Here is an 18,735-nt window from a genome sequence, read left to right as displayed (position 1 = left end):
AGAAGACTTACCCCCCTGCGGAAACCTGCGGTGAAGCCTCTTCACCGCCCCCTGTCAGCAGACGGAAAACACCTTCAGACGGCGTCCCTTTCATCAGTGCCCCAAATCGGGTCTGCAGGTTTTTAAGCGTCTGCTGATCCTGTGCCCTCGACGCATCCCCCCCGATTCGCAGAACGAGAGCCTGCTGTTCAGGCGAAAGCGTTTCTTTCGAAACGCCGCCCGCTCCGGGGAGACTGTCCAGCATGGGCACAAGCGCCTCAACCGCATGAGACCAGTCCCCGGCCTTTTCAGCCATCTGCGCCCGTAAGATCCACACTCGTGGATCGTGAATGGTCGCCAGCCCTGACACCGCTTCCTCCGGACGGTGATCCGCCAGTGCAATCCGCGCTTTCAGAAGCGCCACCTCCACGGACTGGCTGCTGCTTCCACCCGGAAGCGCCAGGGCAGCATCCGGAGATCCCTCGGCAAAAACCCCAAGATCCTGTCGTGCCGCCTTGAGGTCTCCCATATTGAGCTCAAGCGTCGCCAGCCGGATCCGGACATTCATCTCCTGGGCATTACTCCCGGACGCCAGAAGATCCCGCAGGGCCTCCCGCTCCTGATCCGGCAGGCCAAGTGCCTCGTAACGACGAGCCAGACCATCGAGAATGTCACCGCGCAGGGCACTGTCTGACGCTTTGAGCAGCGCATCTTTCAGAAAGGCAACCTCGTTCATGTTCTGCCGCGCGCCTGAAGACGCAGACCTGGCCATCTGCCGGATAATGTCCGTTTCCTGCACAGCGACCCTGGCAGCATCATCCGGATACAGACGCCCCCATTCCTGCACCGCCGCAGCGGCCCCTTCGAGGTTTCCGCCTTCCATCAGGGCTTTGATCTGTAGAAGACGCCCATCCTTCTCGCGTTCCGCAATCCGAAGAGCAGGCAGGATGCCATCCACCTGATCCGCAACAGCCTGCGGGGGAAGAGTCTTTTTTTCCAATGCCAGCCGGAGCGAAGCTTCACGAGCCACCGGCCAGATCAACGGCGATGGGTCATGTGCAAGAACAGAGAGCTTCGCTTCTGCATCCGGCATATTCCGCCGCGCCGCCAGCAGGGCCTTCGCCAGAGCCACCTGCGGACCGTCCGGAAACTGATCGAGCACTTTCGTGGCGCCATCACTTCCATAACGCGCGATCCACTGGGCGGCCAAAGGCAATAGCCGCTCCTTCAGCGGAGCTGCATAGGCCTGAAGAACAGGAAGTCCTGTCGCAATCAGATCCGCCGTCTGAAGACGGTCGCTTTCCGGAGATCCTGATGCGCTTTGTCCAACCCGACGGGAAGATGGCAGAAGCATCCGCATCATTCCGCGCCAGAGCTGGTCTTCCGGCGTACTCCCGCCATCTTCTACCAGCGAGGAAGAGCCCGGCCGGGCATTGAGCACCGCCGATATCTGTTGCAGCCGGCGTGCTTCGGGCTTTTCCACACCCGCGGGCCAGTCCTGCAAAGCCACGTCCATGACTTCGCCCAGAAGAGGGCCATTGCCAGCCCGTGCTGCCGCCTGCGCAACCCGCATCCGGGCACCAAAGCGATCACCCGAAGACGCCATGGCAGCAGAAGCCACACTCCTCCTGAGCGCTTCCCGCAGTTCTTCTGGGGTTCCCATCCCCAGACTGACACCGCTCAGGGACGAGCCATAGGGTTGAAGCCGGTTGGATGCCATCAGCGGAAAACTGTCCGGCCCCATCGTATCCAGGATCAGTTTCCCACCCGCCTGACGCAGCTCTATGGTATCGGAATCAGCCGCAACCACGACACCAATCAGACTGCTCCGGACCGCGAACCCGGTTCCCAGGCGCCGCATGGGCTGCTGAATGCGGCCTGAGCGCGTCATTCCAAGCAGCAGCCTTCGCCCTGAATCAGGATCATCCAGCGCGACAACCTGGGGCAGACCTTCCGCAACCGGCGGCGTGAACGTCAAGGCGTTTGCATCCTGCCCGAGCAGCATATCGGCCTGAGGCTTTACATCCATGGCAACTGACAGCGTCCACCCGGCCCCGACAGGACGAAGAACAGGATCGCGCTCGTCGGACAACGTTACGGTAATGACCGTCACATCTGACAGGATCCGGCTGGAAACAGATCTGAAAGGTCCGATCCCGGCCAGACCCGCCGTATCCAGGACATGCCGCCCCGCCGCCACGAGCACGATATTCTGCCCATTGCGGAACGCCGCAACAGACGTCAGTTCACCCAGAGGCAGCCACAGTCCGGTTGCGCCCGGGACCTGCACGGATGTTCCATAAGTGGGAGCTATCGTCGCCTGTGACTGGGTTCCGGTGACGGAAACCGGCCCAGCAGAAACCCGTTTTTCCTGTACTGCTTTTTCAGGATGCGGAAAAAGCGGCGACGGATCGTTCAGGAAAGCCCAGCCCGCAGGCAACAGCTTCTCATCAGCGGCTTTTGCAGGCGCAGTTTCTACCTTTTCAGGCTTGGCACCAACGGCTTTAGGCGCAGCCACAGCCGTTTCGAGCAGCGACAGGCTCAGTGCAGTGGCCAGAAACGCCCGTTTCATCCGTTACCACCGATCCGGGTGGCAGGCCGCGCATGAGAGTTCACAAGGAGTTGCGTGGCGAGAATGGCGCGCTGCGGGGACATTGCCTCCATGATTGCGGACGCCTTGCGCGGATTCATCCTGTTGAGCAGCGCTACGCCAACACGCAGATCAAGGATATTGAAGATTGCTGCGGCATCTTCGGGTTTCATCGCCTGATAGATCTTGACCAGCCTGTCAGCATCATCATTCCGCAGCTGGTCCGTATGCTGTTCGCTGTTCTCAAGGGCAGTCCGGGAATTTTCCAGCGCTGTCATCCGTCGCTGCAACTCTTCCTCAGCCGCATCGACAAGGCGCTGGCGGTCATTCAGTGCTGCATCACGCCGATCCAGCTCCTTTTCCCGGCTAGCGAGCTGTTCCACGAGTGCGGGATCTGCTGGCTGAGCCGTTGGTGCTGGCGCAGCTGGCACGGGTCCCTTGCAGCCCCCATGCGCACACAGATCATCCGTTTTCGGAAGAGCCATCGCTAGGGTGGGGGCAGCTCCCGCGGGCTTGGGTGCCGCCGGCGGAGCTTCTGTCGGCGCAGCGGGCGGAGCAGCTTGCGGCTGCGGCTGCGGCTGCGGCTGCGGCTGGGCCATCGCAACAGTTGTCAGAGACGAAGAAGGAGAATCCGCGTCGCCCATCAGATCACCCGCGATCGCGTAGATCTTGACCCCGAGAAGAACGATCATGAGACCGCAGGCAAGATGCAGGATACGGAAAAACATGACGTCTTATCCCTGCTTCTGACGAAGAGCGCGCAGAAGTTCACGCTCGGCAGCACTCTTGCTGCCACTGGGCTTCATGGTCCGCACTTCGTCCGGCTTCAGGCGAAGCGCAGAGCGGAACGGGGCTTCCTCGGGCCGTTCCTCAACACGGGGAGACGCCTTCATGCCTGCGGTGGCGACACGGCCGGCGGGAAGGAGAGATTCCAGTTGCTGGGCCAGCGTCTCGGAGCGTTCGCACAGCATGGCCAGATCCCGCTTCAGGCTCTTGCCGGACTCAACGGTTTTCCCCAGGGCACGCCCGACGAGTTCCGTTGTCTGGCGCAGATGATCAATGCCGGACTGAGCCTGCGCACTGCTGGACTGGAGACTGGCGATCAGGGCATCGAGCTGTCCGCGGTCACGCCGCAGGACGGAGAGGGCACGCCCCAGATAGAGACTGTAGAAAATCGTCACCAGCAGCAGCACTGACAGGGCGATCTCGATCCCAAGCTGAAATCTGTCCATGAAATATGCTCCGCTCAGCTATAGGATGTGGCACGATCCGTGCCGGGTTTCTGGTTAAGAACGTCTTCGATCTTGACGGCGACCTGCCCCTGCTTTCGCCCGACACGCCCCGTAAAAAGGACGTGTTCGCCACACCGCAGGCTGACGGAAGCATCCGGCTTGCGACGCAGGACAAGCTGATCCCCCGGAGCGAGCTTCATGATGTCTTTCAGATTCATGGTCTGCTCTTCCAGAACGGCATCCAGGGTCAGATCCGTCTGCCAGAGCTCTCGGGCGAGATGGTTTTCCCAGATGCCGTCATGACCGAATTTCTCGCCCATGAACTGCTGCAGCAGAATGTCTCTGACAGGCTCGAGCGTGGCATGGGGCAGTACGATATCCACGTCTCCGCCGCGGCCTTCCATATCGATGCCGAACCGTGCGGTAACCACCCCGTTTCCGGCCCGGCAGATCATCGCGAAACGTGAATTCATTTCCAAGCGTTCGAAATGAAAATTGACGGCGCAGAGCGGGCTGAAACTCGTTTCCAGATCATCCAGGATGATCCTGACCATCGGCTCGATCAGCGCGCGCTCAATGGCGGTATGATGCCGTCCGGTCTGGCGGCTGGCCGGAGCGGTAAGAGCGCTGTCGCCACGGACATGCCCCCCAAGAAGGGCATCGACGATGCTGTAGATCAGAGAGGAACTCAGTACGACGACGCCGTAATTGTCCCACTCTTCCGCCTTGAAGACCGCGAACATGGCCTGTCCCGGGACGTTTTCGAGGTAATCTCCAAAACGCTGTGAGCCCAGGCGGTCCATGGACGCCTCGACGTTGTCGCTGGTGAAATTGCGCAGGCTTGTCGTCAGGATTCTGGTAAAACGGTCGAAGACCACTTCAAGCATCGGCAGCCGCTCGGACGAGACACCCGATGTGCTGACCACGCGCTCGATGCCACTGCTGTCAGCAGCGCCCGTGACCACAGAATCCTTGCCGAAAAAGCTGTCGATCTCGGCCTGGCTGAGAACATGGTCTTCATCGCTGTCATGGCCCAGCCCTGCCATGCCCTGTCCAGACAGGGGAAAGGCGGCGGCGGGTATGTCCGTGCCCTGGTCCGCGAAAGCGGTATCAGCCTGTCGGTCGTCACTCACTGCACCAGCACCTCTACGAAAAAGAGATCCCTCACACGCAGGGGCGCCACGATATTGGTGATCTGTGCCAGCATCGTTTCGCGCAGCCGGTAGATACCGCTGCCGGAAAGCTCCGAAGGCTGCATTCCGTGCAGACAGGTCTGGAACGCATCCTGGATCTGCGGCATCAGGGCCGCGATATTGGCGGCGTCCTTGCCGTCCTCGACCTCAAGCCGGGCACCGATCCGGACGTATCGCGTGCGATCCGTACCGGAGTCGAGATTGGACAGAATGGTCGGAATGGTGATGGTGGTCCACTTCACCGGCTGAGGGGCAGTCTTGGCGACCGGGGTTGCCGCATGATGAAAATGCTTCCATGCAAAGGCTCCACCACCAGCCAGAAGCAGGCATGCCAGCACTGCAAGGATGATGATCTTGCGCTTACCCCCCTTCTTGACCGGGGTTTCGTTTTCCGGAGTCTCCGTCGTCACCGTTTGTCTGCCTTCTCTTTCGGACAGCGCTCATCATCGGCATAAAAGATTAACAGTGGGTTTATGATGCTCAGGAAAAGGCGAGTCTTCCTTCAGACGGGAACCATCATCCTGAGCCTTGCGGCCCTTGCAGGCTGCGCGTCCCAGCGTTCTCCGTACAACCGGTACTATTCCTCAAGCGGCGCCTATCGCGCGCCCGGTCCGGCCAGTGATCCGTGGGGTCCGTACATCATCCAGGCCGCAAACCGCTTCTCGATTCCCCAAGACTGGATCCGTGCCGTGATCCATCAGGAATCGGGCGGTCACCAGTTTCTGGACGGGCGGCCCATCACGTCCCATTCCGGGGCAATGGGCCTGATGCAACTCATGCCCCAGACCTATGCCGACATGCGCTCGCGCTACGGTCTGCGTTCAGATCCTTATGAGCCGCATGACAACATCATGGCAGGCACGGGCTATATCAGCATTCTCGCCCGGAAATACGGGGCTCCGGCCTTTCTGGCCGCTTACAATGCCGGGCCGCAGCGGCTTGAGGACTATCTGTACGAAGGGCGGCAACTGCCCAACGAAACCGTCAATTACGTTGCGAGCATCACGCCGCATCTTGGCACGCAGGTCGCCATGACAGGTCCGCTGGCGGCCTATGCCACCGCCGATCAGCTGAACGCCTCGCAGTCGGGCACGGCCCTGGCAGGCCTGGCCCCGGCCCAGACAGCGCCTGCGCCGGTCATGACGGCGTCCGCCCGCAGTGTGGGGCAGGTCTGGGCCAGCCGGCATGTCACGAGTGCCGCCGCCCAGACACCCATCGCAGCCCCCAGCGCCGTTCCGTGCAACCCGGACGATGCCTACGATCCCGATGTGCCGTGTGCCGTCCAGCCCGTCAGCACGCCCCCCCTCGCCGCACCGTCCCCGACCTTTGTTTCCAGACCTGCTGGCGATACGCTGACCATTCAGGAGCCGGTTTCTTCCCGGCCACTCCCGCCTGCCCCCGTCATTCCGACGCCCCATACGCTGCCGACACAGCCAACAGAATCGACCACCATGGTCGTCGGCTACAGGCGTCCCGGAAGCTATGGCCCCTGGGCGGTTCAGGTGGGGGCCTTCGGCAGCATCGGACAGGCGAAGTTTGCGGCCACCATGGCGCGACAGGCCGCGTTTACGTCGCTTCAGTCCGCCCGAATCGAAGTTCATCCCACTCCCAGCCATGGCACTACGGTCTGGCGTGCCCGTCTGACGGGGATCAGCCGTGTCGGAGCGGCGCAGGCCTGCTCGACTCTTTCCGGACAGGGAATGGCCTGCATGGCTGTCCCGCCGGGACATTGAAGGCACAGTCCGGGGAACAGTTTCGGCCTCAGAAGCAATCCGCGTTGGCAATGCGGTCACTTTCGCCTATGTTCCCATGCATGCCACACATAGCTGACGCGCATGAAGCGTAGGCCCTCACGGCCCGGCCTCTCTTCATGCCCCATACAGCTTTACCGACACCTTTTACGACGACTTCCCAGGACGCGCAGATGACGACAAGCCCGGCTCCCGATCACACCCCGACCCATGCAGGGGCCATCAGTGAGGAAGGCTATCACAAGGACCTCGGACGCCGTCATGTGCAGATGATCGCCATCGGTGGCGCCATCGGAACAGGGCTGTTTCTGGGCGCGGGCTCACGGCTTCAGGTGGCCGGGCCGTCCCTTGCGATCATCTATGCGATCTGCGGCGTCTTCTCGTTCCTGATCCTGCGTGCGCTGGGCGAACTGGTCATGTACCGCCCGACCAGCGGCAGCTTCGTGACCTATGCGCGTGAGTTCCTTGGCGAGCGGGCCGCATATATGGCGGGCTGGCTGTCCTTCCTGAACTGGGCCATGACCGGCATCGTCGATATCACCGCCGTGGCGCTCTACATGCATTACTGGGCGGTGTTCCTGCCGGTTCCGCAATGGGCCTTCGCGCTTGCGGCCCTGGCGATCGTCGGCACCATGAACATGATCGGCGTGCGCTATTTCGGCGAAATGGAGTTCTGGTTCTCCCTCATCAAGGTCGTAGCACTGGCGCTCTTTCTTATTGCCGGTGCCATCATCCTCGGGACACGCATGCCGGTAGCGGGCCATACGACCGGCTTTCATCTGATTACCGAAAACGGCGGAATCTTCCCGCATGGCCTGTTCTCCGCCCTCATGCTGCTTCAGGGCGTGGTGTTCGCCTATTCGGGCATCGAACTGCTGGGCACGGCCGCAGGCGAGTGCGAGGACGCGCGTGAGATCCTTCCGCGCGCCATCAACAGCGTCATCTGGCGTATCGCCCTGTTCTATGTCGGCTCCGTCATTCTGCTGGTCTGCCTGCTGCCCTGGACGGAATATCACGCTGGCACGAGCCCGTTCGTGACGTTCTTTCAGGCGCTTGGCATCCCGGGAATCGGCACCATCATGAACATCGTGGTCCTGACGGCCGCGCTTTCCAGCCTCAATTCCGGCCTGTATTCCACAGGCCGCGTCCTGCGTGCCCTTGCCCTTGGCGGCTCCGGCCCGAAGGCTCTGGGCAAGCTGAACCGCAGTTCCGTGCCTTATGTCGGCATCCTTACGACGCTGGGTGTCTATCTGGTGGGCGTGATGCTGAACTACCTCATCCCGTCGCGCGTGTTCGAAATCGTTCTGAACTTCTCGGCGCTCGGCATCATCAGCACCTGGGGCTTCATCCTGCTGTGCCAGCTCCGTCTGCGGGCTGCGATCAACCGCGGAGACATCGCGCCGACAGGCTTCAACATGCCCGGCGCGCCCTATACGACCTGGGCCACTCTGGGCTTTCTGGGCTTCGTCCTGATCATGATGGCCTTCGACTACCCGGACGGCACGATCACGATCGGCGCCATCCCCCTGATCGGTGCCATCCTGATTGGCGGCTGGCGCCTGCTGGATCGCGGTCGCCGCCACGGCTGATCCTCTTTCCCGGCACAAAAAAGGGCGCTCCTGGGAGCGCCCTTTTTCATGTCCGCATGATGCGAAGCCTCACTGCGTCCGACCGAGTTCGGACCACAGATAGGCGTAGCTCAGCGCCTGCGTCTGGGCGATTTCCTTCTGGCTCGCACCAAAACCATGACCGCCCGCCACCTGCTCCCAGTAATAATACGGCAGCTTCAGCTCGCTCATCCGCCATGCAAAACGACGGGCATGAACCGGGCCAACGCGATCGTCCTTCGTGGTCGTCTCGATGAACGGTACGGGATATTTCACATCCGGCTTCAGGTTCTGAAGCGGAGAAATCCCACGCAGGAACGCTTTCTGCTCCGGGATGGAGACCGTCCCATATTCACCCACCCAGGACGCACCCGCCGACATGTGCTCGTAATTCATCATGTCGAGCAGCGGGACTTCGATATCAACAGCCTTCCAGAAATCCGGATGCTGCGTGAACTCGACACCCATAAGCAGACCACCGTTGGAGCCGCCCTGAATCGCCAGATGCTGCGGGGAGGTCACTTTCCGGTCCATGAGATCCTTCGCGACGGAAGCGAAGTCGTCATAGATCCGCTGACGATGCGTCTTCAGCCCTGCATCATGCCAGGCCGGTCCAAATTCCCCGCCACCACGGATATTCGCCAGAACATAAACCCCACCCCGTGACAGCCAGTTATTGCCGATTCCTGCCGAATAGAACGGGAAAAGCGGCACTTCAAACCCGCCATAGGCATAAAGCAGCGTCGGGTTGGTGCCATCCAGCTTCATGTCCCGCCGATGCACGATGAAATACGGAACACTGGTTCCATCCGTCGAGCGCACTTCCTGCTGCTCCACCGTCATGTCCGAGGCATCGAACTGTGCCGGCAGCGTGTGCAGCTTCTGCACCGAAGCTGTATCGCTGTTGAGTTCCCACAGGGTGGTCGGGCTCAGAAATCCGGTCGAGACAGCATAGGCCACCGGGCTGTCCTCGTCGACGCTGGCCAGATCCACCGACATATTCTGCGGCAGCGGCAGATCCCGGTGCGTGAAACCCGTACCGGACGGCGTATAGATCGAGATCCGGCCCCGCACGTTGTCATAAAGCGTGACGATCAGATGGCCGTGGCTCGTGGACACTTCCTCGATCATCTGCTTCCCGGTCGGCGCAACCAGAAGCTGGGGCGCAACGGTTACGGCCGCCGGATCGACCAGCACCACACTCCCCTGCCGGAAAGTCTGCGTCCCGACCTTCCAGTCTTCCTTCAGCTGAACGACCAGACGGCCATTAAACAGCGCCGCCACGTCTGCCTTCAGGGGAATGGCAACCGGCGTCACCTGACCATCGCGATACAGGAACACTTTTGCCGAAAATGCGTCCAGACCTTCGCGGATCAGCGTAACCTGATGCCCCGCCCCGTCATGCAGGACTTCCGGCCCGACCTCGACGTCCTTGCGATTGCCGGTAAAGACCGTCTGCGCTTCGGCCAGAGACTGCCCGCGCTTGAGAAGCTTCACGATATACGGATAGGACGATTCCGTAACATCGGCATCTGTCCAGGGATAGCTGACCAGAAGCGTGTCCCGGTCCAGCCAGCTGGAACCCTGCTTGGCATGGGGCAGGCTGAACCCGCCTTCAACAAACTTTCCGGTCCGCAGATCGAACTCCCGGACGGTCCTGGCGTCCTCGCCCCCATCCGAAAGATGCAGCAGGCAGAGATTCTGCTGACTGTGCAGGCAGTGCACGCCCTCATAAACCCAGTTGCGCTTTTCCTTCGCCGCCAGCGCATCGAGATCCAGCGCCATCGTCCATTCCGGATGCTCGGTCGCGTAGGAATCCGGCGTTGTCCGGCGCAGGATGCCCCGCAGATGCTGGTCATCGCGCCAGAAATTGTAGATCATCCCGTCAATCTGCATCGGCGATGCCAGACGGTCGTGCGTCTGAAGCAGTTTCAGCGATGTGTTGTACAGACCCTGATACAGCGGCCCATGACCCAGAAGACGCAGGGTCCGGTCGTTCTGTGCCTTCACCCAGGACATGGCCTGCGCGCCGTCGATATCGCTCAGCCAGGCAGGGATGGTGTCGGGGGCATCGGCCGCATGAAGCGGCGTGAACATGCTGCCCGTCAGCAGAGCGGCCAGGCCGACACGGCGGAAACTGCGGAGAACTCTCACTGTCACAACACCTTCTGATTGTTTCAGAAGGAGACTGTCATTCCACCACCGAAACCGCAAGTGTCGCCCCCGCAGGCGGCAGCCAGACCAGACAGGTCGTCCCTTTTCCCGGCGCACTCGCAATCCGCAGTCGCCCGCCATGCCGGTCCAGAATGTGCCGCACGATGGACAGACCCAGCCCTGTCCCCTGCCCGGCACCGTCCGTCGGCGCGCCCACACGGTAAAAACGCTCGGTCAGGCGAGGCAGATGATGCGCTTCCATCCCGCAGCCATTGTCCTCGATCCCGAGAATGACGCCTCCATCAGCAGGCCAGCGATCATCCGGACTGGCCGCACGCCGTGCGGACAGGGTGATGGTCAGCGGATCGCCCTCCTGTGCGCCATAACGCAGGGCATTTTCGATCAGGTTGAGCAGGACCTGCACCATTTCATCTTCGTCAGCGCGAACCAGCAGGTCGTTCTCGATCTCCAGCTTCAGAGTGCGCCCTTCCTGCTCGAAACGTGGCGCAACTTCCCCGAGCACCACCGCCATGAGATCGGCCACGTCCACCACGTCCCGGGGGCGCTGATGCTCATGCGCCTGTACGCGCGACAGGTACAGCAGACGGTCGATCAGCCGTTTCAGCCGCTCGGACTGCTGGCGCATGATGTCGAGGAACTGATGCCGCATGACCGGATTTTCCCCGGCCGCCCCCTGCAACGCATCGATGAACCCGCTCAGCGAGGCAAGCGGCGTGCGCAGCTCGTGGCTGGCATGGGCGACGAAATCCATGCGCATCCGGTCCGCAGCCTGCGCCTCGCTCCGGTCGGTCAGCACCACCAGAACACGCCTGTCCTGCCCCTTTCCGCCCGGGAGCCGGCGCAGCATCAGGTGAAGCGTGCGCGGAACCGGCACATCGAGCGTAAAGGTCGTGGAGCAGACCGGCGGCAGATCCCCCCGATTGCTGCTGCCTGATGGACTGGCCGGAACCGGTGCCCGCAACGCCGCGGAAAGTGCGGCGCGCGCTGCAGGGTGACGCAGGATGGCGCCAACCGTTTCCCCGAACTGGGACGCTGCCTCCTCGTTGACCTGCACGATCGCGCCAAGCCCGTCCAGCACCACGGCGCAGGCTGGCAACGGATCAACCGGCAGGTCGGCCGGCGACACAGGTGTCAGATAATCGTCAGGCGGAGACGTCGGCACCCGCGGCTGGCGCAGAAGCAGCCAGACCGCCAGCACCCATCCCGCCAAGGCCACGCAGACGAGGACCATGCCCACCTGCAGGGGCAGCGTATCCGCTGCAGGCGGCAATCCTCCCGGCGGCACGCGTCAGCCGCCGTCCGTCGTCGGGCCGTCATCCAGGGCATAACCGGCCGCGCGCACGGTCCGCACCAGATCGACTTCTCCCGGACCGTTGATGGCCTTGCGCAGACGCCGGATATGGACGTCGATCGTCCGGATCTCGACATGGATGTTCTGGCCCCAGATCCGGCGCAGCAGATTCTCGCGGGAGAATACCTTGCGCGGATTGCGGATCAGCAGGTCCAGCAGGCGGTATTCTGTCGGTCCGAGCGACAGCATCCGCCCGGCCCGCTCCACGCGATGCGTTTCGGGGTCCAGCGTGATGTCCGCAAAGGACAGACGGTCATAGGAAGACTGATGCCGCCGCAGCAGCGCCCGCAGGCGCGCATCGAGCGTATCGATGCTGCATGGCTTCATCAGATAGTCGTCCGCACCCGTATCCAGCCCGCGGATCGCATCCTGCTCGGCCGAACGCGCCGTCAGGAGCAGGACCGGAACATCGCGCAATGCGGGATTGGCGCGGATCCGGCGACACACATCCAGCCCGGACAGGCCCGGAAGCATCCAGTCCAGCACCACGGCATCCGGACGGGCCGTCTCAAGCACCAGAAGGGCCGCTTCCCCGTCCTCTGCCGTCTCGACGCGGTATCCGCGCTGCTCGAGATTGTAGCAGGTCATCAGAAGCAGGGCCGGATCATCTTCGACCAGAAGAACAAGCCCCTTGGCACGCGCCAGCGATGGTCCCTTCACCGGACGTCAGGCTCCTGCATCGTCTCTGCCACCGTCAGGGCCGACGCCGGGGCCCCGCGCGGACGCAGGGACGGCAGGTTGTCGCCCGTCACGGCATAGAATACGCGCTCGGCGATGTTGGTCGCATGATCGCCGATCCGCTCGAGGTTCTTGGCGATGAACAGCAGTTCCGTGCAGGCGCGGATATTGCGGGCATCTTCCATCATGTACGTCACGAGTTCGCGGAACAGCGCCGTGTAATACTCGTCCACGGCACGGTCCGAATGCCAGACTTCCATGGCGCGGTTGGAATCCTGCTGCGTGATGGCATCAATCGACCGGCGCAGGTTTTCCTGCACAAGACGCCCCATGCTGCGCAGACCCGAAAGCGAAATCTGGTTTTCCGGCATCCGGATCCGCAACGAACGCCGCGCGATGGACGAGGCGTAATCGCCAATGCGCTCCAGATCGCCGGTGATCTTCAGGGCGGCTACGATTTCGCGCAGATCGCCTGCCATGGGGCTGCGAAGGGCCAGCAGGCGGATCGCCAGGCCTTCGACCTCGCGTTCGAGCTGGTCGACTTCCGGATCCTGACGCGCGGCCGCATCCGCGGCTTCCTCGTTACGGTCCGCAATGGCGGACAGCGCGAGGGCCACCTGATTTTCCACGATGCCGCCCATCTGCGCCATCATGGACCGGAGCTGGCCCAGCTCCTGCTCGTAGCTTTTGACGATGTGAGATCTGTCAGCCATGACGCGTTATCCAAACCTGCCGGTGATGTAGTCCTGGGTCTGCTGCTGCTTCGGATTGGTGAACATCCGATCCGCGCTGTCTACTTCGATCAGCCGTCCCATATAGAAGAATGCCACCTGGTCCGCGCAACGCGCAGCCTGCTGCATGTTGTGGGTCACGATCGCGATCGTGAACTCTTCCTTGAGTTCGTCGAGAAGCTCTTCGATGCGCGCTGTGGAGATCGGATCCAGTGCCGAGGTCGGCTCGTCGAGGAGCAACACTTCCGGACGTGTCGCAATCGAACGGGCGATGCACAGACGCTGCTGCTGACCACCGGACAGACCGGAAGCCGGAGCGTTCAGACGGTCCCGGACTTCGTTCCACAGTGCCACGCGGGTCAGCACGTCCTGCACGCGCGCGTCCATCTCGGCCTTGTTCAGCTTCTCGTGCAGACGCACACCGAAAGCGATGTTGTCATAGATCGACATCGGAAACGGCGTCGGCTTCTGGAACACCATGCCCACGCGGGCACGCAGGATGTTCAGATCCAGATCGCGCTCCAGAACATTGCGCCCGTCGAAAATCACCTCGCCCGTCGCGCGCTGGCCGGGATACAGGTCGTACATACGGTTGAAGACCCGCAGCAGCGTCGATTTACCACATCCGCTCGGCCCGATCATGGCCGTGACACGGCGGGCCGGGAAGTCGATCGAAATATCGTGCAGGGCGTGGTTTTCGCCGTAGTAGAAGTTCAGGTTGCGGACAGCCAGCGCCACTTCAGGGCTTTTCGCCACCTGCGGATCAGTCTCGGTCATCATGGAATCCTGTATCATCCCCTGCCTTGTTCCCAGGGTCATCCGCGTCGCGCCGAAACGCGGACGGCAATGTTGATGGCCAGCACACCCATCGTCACCAGAAGCGCGCCGGCCCAGGCCAGCTGTACCCAGTCTTCATAGGATGCACCGGCATACTGGTAGATCGTCACCGGCAGGCTCGCCATCGGCCGGTTGAGGCTGAAAGACCAGTTCTGGTTGCCGAGCGACGTGAACAGCAGCGGCGCCGTTTCACCGCTCACCCGGGCCAGAGCCAGAAGAATACCCGTCAGAACGCCCGTCTTGGCAGAACGCAGGCACAGAGAAAGCGTTACCCGCCAGCGTGTCGCGCCCAGAGCTGCCCCGGCCTCGCGCATGGACGTCGGGACAAGCCGCAGCATGTCCTCGGTCGTGCGCACGATGATCGGCACCGCCAGGATTGCCAGCGCAACGGAGCCCGCAAGTGCGGAAAAGTGGCCAAACGGCGCCACCAGGACCTGATAGACGAACAGGCCCACCAGAATTGACGGCACCGACATCAGCACGTCGGACACAAAGCGGACGCAGGACGCGAACTTGTTGGTTTCTGTCCCGTATTCCGAAAGATAGATCCCGCATCCAAGGCCAAGCGGCGTCGCCATCAGCAGCGCCATGAAGGTCTGGATCAGGCTACCCACGATCGCGTTCGCCAGCCCCGAAGAGGAGCCGGGCGGCCCCATCGGCTTCATGATCGCGGCGGCAGACAGACCGGCAAGTCCGCGTGACAGCAGCGTCCACAGAATGGATGCCAGCACCAGCACGAGAATGCCGGCCATCACCATGCCAAAAGCGGTCGCCAGATGATCGGCGCGGCGCCGACGGGCTGCGCGCGGGTTGGGCTTCCAGCCGGTTGTGGAGACGACGGTTTCGCTCATTTCGTATCTCCCCGCAGCATCCGCGCCAGCGCCAGGCTCGCAAAGGACAGCAGCATCAGGATGAAGCCCAGCGCCAGCAGCGCGGACAGACGCAGCGACCCGGCCGGGCTTTCCGGGAACTGAAGGGCGATCAGGGACGCCACCGTACTGCGGGGCGCAAACAGCGACCAGCCGACAGCCGTCACGTTTCCGATCACGAAGGTCACGGCCATGGTTTCACCCAGGGCACGCCCCATCCCGAGGACGATCGCACCGATCATGCCCGTCCGGGACCAAGGCACCACGACCTTCCACATCACGTCCCATCGCGTGGCGCCGAGGCCATAGGCGCTTTCACGCAGCATGGCGGGCATGGCGGCAAACACGTCGCGCATCACGGCCGTCATGAAGGGAGCGATCATGACCGCCAGCACCAGACCGGCCGTCATGAGGCCCGTGCCGAAAGGCGCGCCATGAATAATGAACCTGATCCCCGGAACATGCCTGAAATGGTGGGTCAGGAAGGGCTGGACCGTCCGCGCCATGAAGGGAACGATCGTGAAGAAGCCCCACATGCCGAAGATGATGGAGGGCACAGCAGCCAGAAGCTGCACAGCCGTTCCAACGATCGCGGCAATCCGGGGGGGAGCCATCGCCGTCAGCCAGAACGCCGTCCCGAACGCCAGCGGCAGGGCAATCGCCACACCAATCAGCGTGCTGACGATGGTGCCGAACAGCGGCGCCCAGGCCCCGTACTGGTCAGCGACCGGGTTCCAGACATCATGGAAGGCAAACCCGAGACCGAACGTCCGGAAAGCCTGGCTGCCTCCCACGCCCATAAGGACCACAAGGCCACCCAGCACCACCAGAACCAGAAGCGCCGAAGCGGCGACCAGAAGGTGAAATGCGGTATCGGGCCCGCTGCGGCGGCTTCCACTGTGGGAAAGACCGGCCTTGTCGCGTGCCTCTTCGGGCTGCGTGGCTGTGGCAAGGGTCATGCGTGAGGAGCTCTGACTTGAAAAACGGGCATTATCCGGCAGCTTCAGCCACCACACCAGTGCATTAGCCGTCCTGTCATGGAAGAACAACCGGAACAGGAAGGACACGGGATGAAAGATTTATGTCATCCCCGCAGGCTATGGCCGTTACAAACCGCCCTGAACAGTCAATGGAACGGGCTGGGAGCAGCTCCGAAAACCGCATCCGGCAGCAGATCATAAAATTGCCGCTCCGAACCTGAATTCGCAAGGCAACCGTGGCACGGATGACACGTTTGAATGAACGCCGGCCCCGAAACCCCAAGGGGCGCGAGAAGATTTTCACGACCTGAATCCAAGCTTCGGGTCGCATTCCGATGTTCAGGAGTAGTCCAATGGTTTCCAGAACCGACCGCCACGTGACGCAGAACAACACGGCGGACAACACCAAGAATGTTTCCATCCAGACGCTGAACGCCCGTCTTTCCGACCTGATCGACCTGGCGCTGATCACCAAGCAGGCCCACTGGAACCTCAAGGGACCGCAGTTCATCGGCGTTCATGAAATGCTCGACGGCTTCCGTTCCAGCATCGATGGCTTCTCTGACACAGTCGCCGAACGCGCTGTCCAGCTTGGCGGGACGGCACTGGGGACCGTGCAGGATGTTGCCAAGAACAGCGCCTGCAAGCCTTATCCCACCAACATCTATCGCGTGGCCGACCATCTGGCGGCGCTGATCGACCGCTACGCGACGGTTGCCAACAACATGCGTGAATCCATCAAGGTGACGGACGAGGCAGGCGACGACGATACGGCCGACGTTTTCACGGAAGTGTCCCGTGGCCTCGACAAGCATCTCTGGTTCCTTGAGGCTCATGTTCAGGAGCCGACGGGCCAGATGCGCGATGGCGATCACAAGGGAAGCCGGAGCTGATCACCCCCGGTTCCGACTGACCCTTCCAGCGCCCCGCAGGTCTCATGCGGGGCGTTTTTCTGTTCAGAGACAGCGCTCAAGATGCTCACGGGCAAACACCAGCTCCGGGGCCTCCCGCGTCCAGCGTTCCACCACCTCCGGCTGCGGCGGAATAGCGGCCTGTGGCGGCTCCTGTTGTGCCACGGTCGGCTCCGAGGCCGCCTGAAATGAGGCCCCCTCGGGAAGTACGGGTGAGATCAGGGCAGCCAGATGTTCGAAATCACGCGTCTGCAACGGTCCCGGCGCGACGCCCGGTTTCTGCTGGACGATCCAGTCCTTCGTCAGCTCCCTCAGATTGCCCCATTCCCGCTCCCCCTCCGGTGAGGGCGGGCTCGACATTCCTGCCTGTGTCGCCACTGCAAGAGCATGAAGATCCGGTTCCGTAAGCAGGGACGGATGGGATGACACGTCTTTTCTGCACACCCAGCGGCCCAGAGCGCTTTTCAAAACCGATACGACGTCATTCACCATTGTAACTTCTCCCTGCCTCATTTTGCCCGATTCCCTGTCCGAACGTCAGTCGGTCGGACCTTCGGAATACAGAAAAATCGTGAAAAAAACGGGAAATATCCAAAATCACACCAAGACCATTGATAAATACAATCGCGTTACATTATGATTAACGACAGATACCCGCAGACATTATAGTATAAATGGTTAATAAATACTTAATTCAGAAGCCATTAGCTCACCAGATTCGACGTATGTCAATATACTTCATTCCTGCCATGACCATCAGGCGGTTGCCTATTACGAGAAGCATGGCGCGTCGACAGTCGAGCACGCCTTTGCCATCGCCAATATTCTTCATATTCACAGCAAGGTTCTCGAAGCTTCCTATTTCTACAGGGTGGCTTTCGATCTGCACGGCAAGACGCAGACGGAATTTCCACTACCCCAGTCTCTTCTTCAGGTCAGACTGCTATGTCTGCTGAAATCTTCCAATGCGCCGCCACCGGAGGAACTTGAGGAACTGGCGACATATTCACCTGCGCTCGCCAATTACATTCAGGGTATCCAGATCGCATGGCAGGATGGGAAAGTCGGACAAGGCCTTGATCTCATCGGAAATGCTTTTGAAATATTTCATTCCGGAGAAGAAATAGACAGACTTTATCTGGAACTGGCCCTGCGGTACCCGCCTGTCGGCCTCAGGAGCGGGGAAGATATCGCCAGTCCGAACCCGATCCCCTCTCATCTTTACATGTATTGGGATTGTGACCCACCGGAAGAAATCAGGGACAATATCCGGTACCATCAGGAACTGCTCGGAACCCGGTTTACGATCTTCGATCGCGAGTCCGCCACGAAATGGCTCTACGATCATTACGGCAAGGAAATTGCCGAGATCTTTCGCAAGGTCCGCCATCCCGCCGAAGGTGCCGATCTGCTCCGCCTGTATGTCATCATGGTCAATGGCGGATGGTGGCTCGATGCCGATCTACGGATCCGTTCCCTGGAGGCCTGGAAGAAGCTCACGACCGGCAGCATCAAGGAGTGTCATCTTTTCACGACACATAACTACGTACTGCATAATGACTTTTTCGGCGCCGCCCCGAGCAATGGCATCGTTTCCAACGGCGCCATGATGGCGCTGATCAACACATTTGAACATTGCGGGCTGTATATTGCCTTCAAGACAGGCCCCAGCGTCCTCAACAGGGCTGTCAGCCGTGCGATCTACAATGCGCTGCAGAGTCACAGACCCCTCTGCGACCTTCAGATTGACGACCAGCACCAGTTCGATGAGACGGTCGAGGAATATGAGGTCACTTACAAAATTCACGGCGCAAGCTGGCATAGCGCCTGAGGCGACAGAAGGGTCTGAAC

At 61.3% G+C, this 18,735-nt stretch carries 17 protein-coding genes; 4 read left to right on the top strand and 13 right to left on the bottom strand.

Features of this window, described 5'->3' with window-relative positions; all coding sequences use genetic code 11:
• Window positions 1-7: 7 nt before the first annotated feature.
• Genes GOX01_RS07310 through GOX01_RS07290 form a run of 5 tightly spaced genes read right to left on the bottom strand, consistent with a single transcriptional unit; the run spans window position 8 to window position 5,404 of the window.
• Window positions 8-2,551: a tetratricopeptide repeat protein gene (locus GOX01_RS07310; RefSeq protein WP_011252268.1), complete on the bottom strand. Its 2,544-nt coding sequence runs from the start codon at window positions 2,549-2,551 to the stop codon at window positions 8-10.
• Entirely contained in the window at window positions 2,548-3,297 is a 750-nt protein-coding gene (locus tag GOX01_RS07305) for a MotE family protein (protein WP_011252269.1), read from the bottom strand. Before GOX01_RS07305 ends, GOX01_RS07310 begins: the two co-directional genes overlap by 4 nt.
• Window positions 3,298-3,303: 6 nt before the next feature.
• Window positions 3,304-3,801, bottom strand: coding sequence for a DUF6468 domain-containing protein (locus GOX01_RS07300; protein WP_011252270.1), 498 nt, complete (start codon window positions 3,799-3,801; stop codon window positions 3,304-3,306).
• A 14-nt stretch (window positions 3,802-3,815) separates the two neighbouring features.
• A complete protein-coding gene (fliM, locus tag GOX01_RS07295) occupies window positions 3,816-4,934 on the bottom strand; it encodes a flagellar motor switch protein FliM (RefSeq protein ID WP_024716633.1) in 1,119 nt (372 codons plus the stop codon).
• The gene (locus GOX01_RS07290; protein WP_011252272.1) at window positions 4,931-5,404 is read right to left on the bottom strand and encodes a flagellar basal body-associated FliL family protein; all 474 of its coding nucleotides are present in this window, start codon (window positions 5,402-5,404) and stop codon (window positions 4,931-4,933) included. Before GOX01_RS07290 ends, fliM begins: the two co-directional genes overlap by 4 nt.
• A gap of 63 nt (window positions 5,405-5,467) precedes the next feature.
• Between GOX01_RS07290 and GOX01_RS07285 the strand changes: the two genes are divergently transcribed.
• Together GOX01_RS07285 and GOX01_RS07280 are read left to right on the top strand one after the other, a co-directional pair.
• Window positions 5,468-6,727, top strand: a complete 1,260-nt coding sequence (locus tag GOX01_RS07285) for a lytic transglycosylase domain-containing protein (RefSeq protein ID WP_024716634.1) — start codon at window positions 5,468-5,470, stop codon at window positions 6,725-6,727.
• Between the two features lie 191 nt (window positions 6,728-6,918).
• On the top strand, window positions 6,919-8,334 hold the full coding sequence (locus tag GOX01_RS07280) for an amino acid permease (RefSeq protein ID WP_062269670.1): 1,416 nt from the start codon (window positions 6,919-6,921) through the stop codon (window positions 8,332-8,334).
• 69 nt (window positions 8,335-8,403) lie between these two features.
• Here GOX01_RS07280 and GOX01_RS07275 read toward each other — a convergent pair whose 3' ends face one another.
• Genes GOX01_RS07275 through pstC form a run of 7 tightly spaced genes read right to left on the bottom strand, consistent with a single transcriptional unit; the run spans window position 8,404 to window position 15,952 of the window.
• On the bottom strand, window positions 8,404-10,506 hold the full coding sequence (locus GOX01_RS07275; protein WP_024716635.1) for a prolyl oligopeptidase family serine peptidase: 2,103 nt from the start codon (window positions 10,504-10,506) through the stop codon (window positions 8,404-8,406).
• Between the two features lie 37 nt (window positions 10,507-10,543).
• Window positions 10,544-11,797, bottom strand: a complete 1,254-nt coding sequence (locus GOX01_RS07270; protein WP_024716636.1) for a sensor histidine kinase — start codon at window positions 11,795-11,797, stop codon at window positions 10,544-10,546.
• Between the two features lie 18 nt (window positions 11,798-11,815).
• Window positions 11,816-12,538 (bottom strand): response regulator, encoded by a 723-nt coding sequence (locus tag GOX01_RS07265; protein WP_011252277.1) that lies wholly within the window; start codon window positions 12,536-12,538, stop codon window positions 11,816-11,818.
• Entirely contained in the window at window positions 12,535-13,269 is a 735-nt protein-coding gene (gene phoU, locus GOX01_RS07260; RefSeq protein ID WP_011252278.1) for a phosphate signaling complex protein PhoU, read from the bottom strand. The genes GOX01_RS07265 and phoU overlap by 4 nt, the downstream gene beginning before the upstream one ends.
• Before the next feature lie 6 nt (window positions 13,270-13,275).
• On the bottom strand, window positions 13,276-14,064 hold the full coding sequence (gene pstB, locus GOX01_RS07255) for a phosphate ABC transporter ATP-binding protein PstB (RefSeq protein WP_041112638.1): 789 nt from the start codon (window positions 14,062-14,064) through the stop codon (window positions 13,276-13,278).
• Window positions 14,065-14,102: 38 nt separating this feature from the next.
• Window positions 14,103-14,975, bottom strand: coding sequence for a phosphate ABC transporter permease PstA (gene pstA, locus GOX01_RS07250; RefSeq protein WP_011252280.1), 873 nt, complete (start codon window positions 14,973-14,975; stop codon window positions 14,103-14,105).
• Window positions 14,972-15,952 carry a phosphate ABC transporter permease subunit PstC gene (gene pstC, locus GOX01_RS07245; protein WP_011252281.1) on the bottom strand — a complete coding sequence of 327 codons (981 nt, stop codon included), beginning with the start codon at window positions 15,950-15,952 and terminating at the stop codon, window positions 14,972-14,974. Before pstC ends, pstA begins: the two co-directional genes overlap by 4 nt.
• 374 nt (window positions 15,953-16,326) lie before the next feature.
• Between pstC and dps the strand changes: the two genes are divergently transcribed.
• Entirely contained in the window at window positions 16,327-16,866 is a 540-nt protein-coding gene (gene dps / locus GOX01_RS07240) for a DNA starvation/stationary phase protection protein Dps (RefSeq protein ID WP_011252282.1), read from the top strand.
• Window positions 16,867-16,929: 63 nt separating this feature from the next.
• On the opposite strand, the gene GOX01_RS12870 is transcribed toward dps, so the two are convergent.
• Window positions 16,930-17,313 (bottom strand): hypothetical protein, encoded by a 384-nt coding sequence (locus tag GOX01_RS12870; RefSeq protein ID WP_155720762.1) that lies wholly within the window; start codon window positions 17,311-17,313, stop codon window positions 16,930-16,932.
• Between the two features lie 442 nt (window positions 17,314-17,755).
• Between GOX01_RS12870 and GOX01_RS07235 the strand changes: the two genes are divergently transcribed.
• Window positions 17,756-18,715, top strand: a complete 960-nt coding sequence (locus GOX01_RS07235) for a glycosyltransferase family 32 protein (protein WP_024716639.1) — start codon at window positions 17,756-17,758, stop codon at window positions 18,713-18,715.
• Window positions 18,716-18,735 lie beyond the last annotated feature (20 nt).

The sequence above is a fragment of the Gluconobacter oxydans genome (assembly GCF_006539685.1).
Taxonomy (GTDB): Bacteria; Pseudomonadota; Alphaproteobacteria; order Acetobacterales; family Acetobacteraceae; genus Gluconobacter; species Gluconobacter oxydans.
Note: the sequence above shows the minus strand (reverse complement) of the source record. Positions and strands in the feature narration are given on the sequence as shown.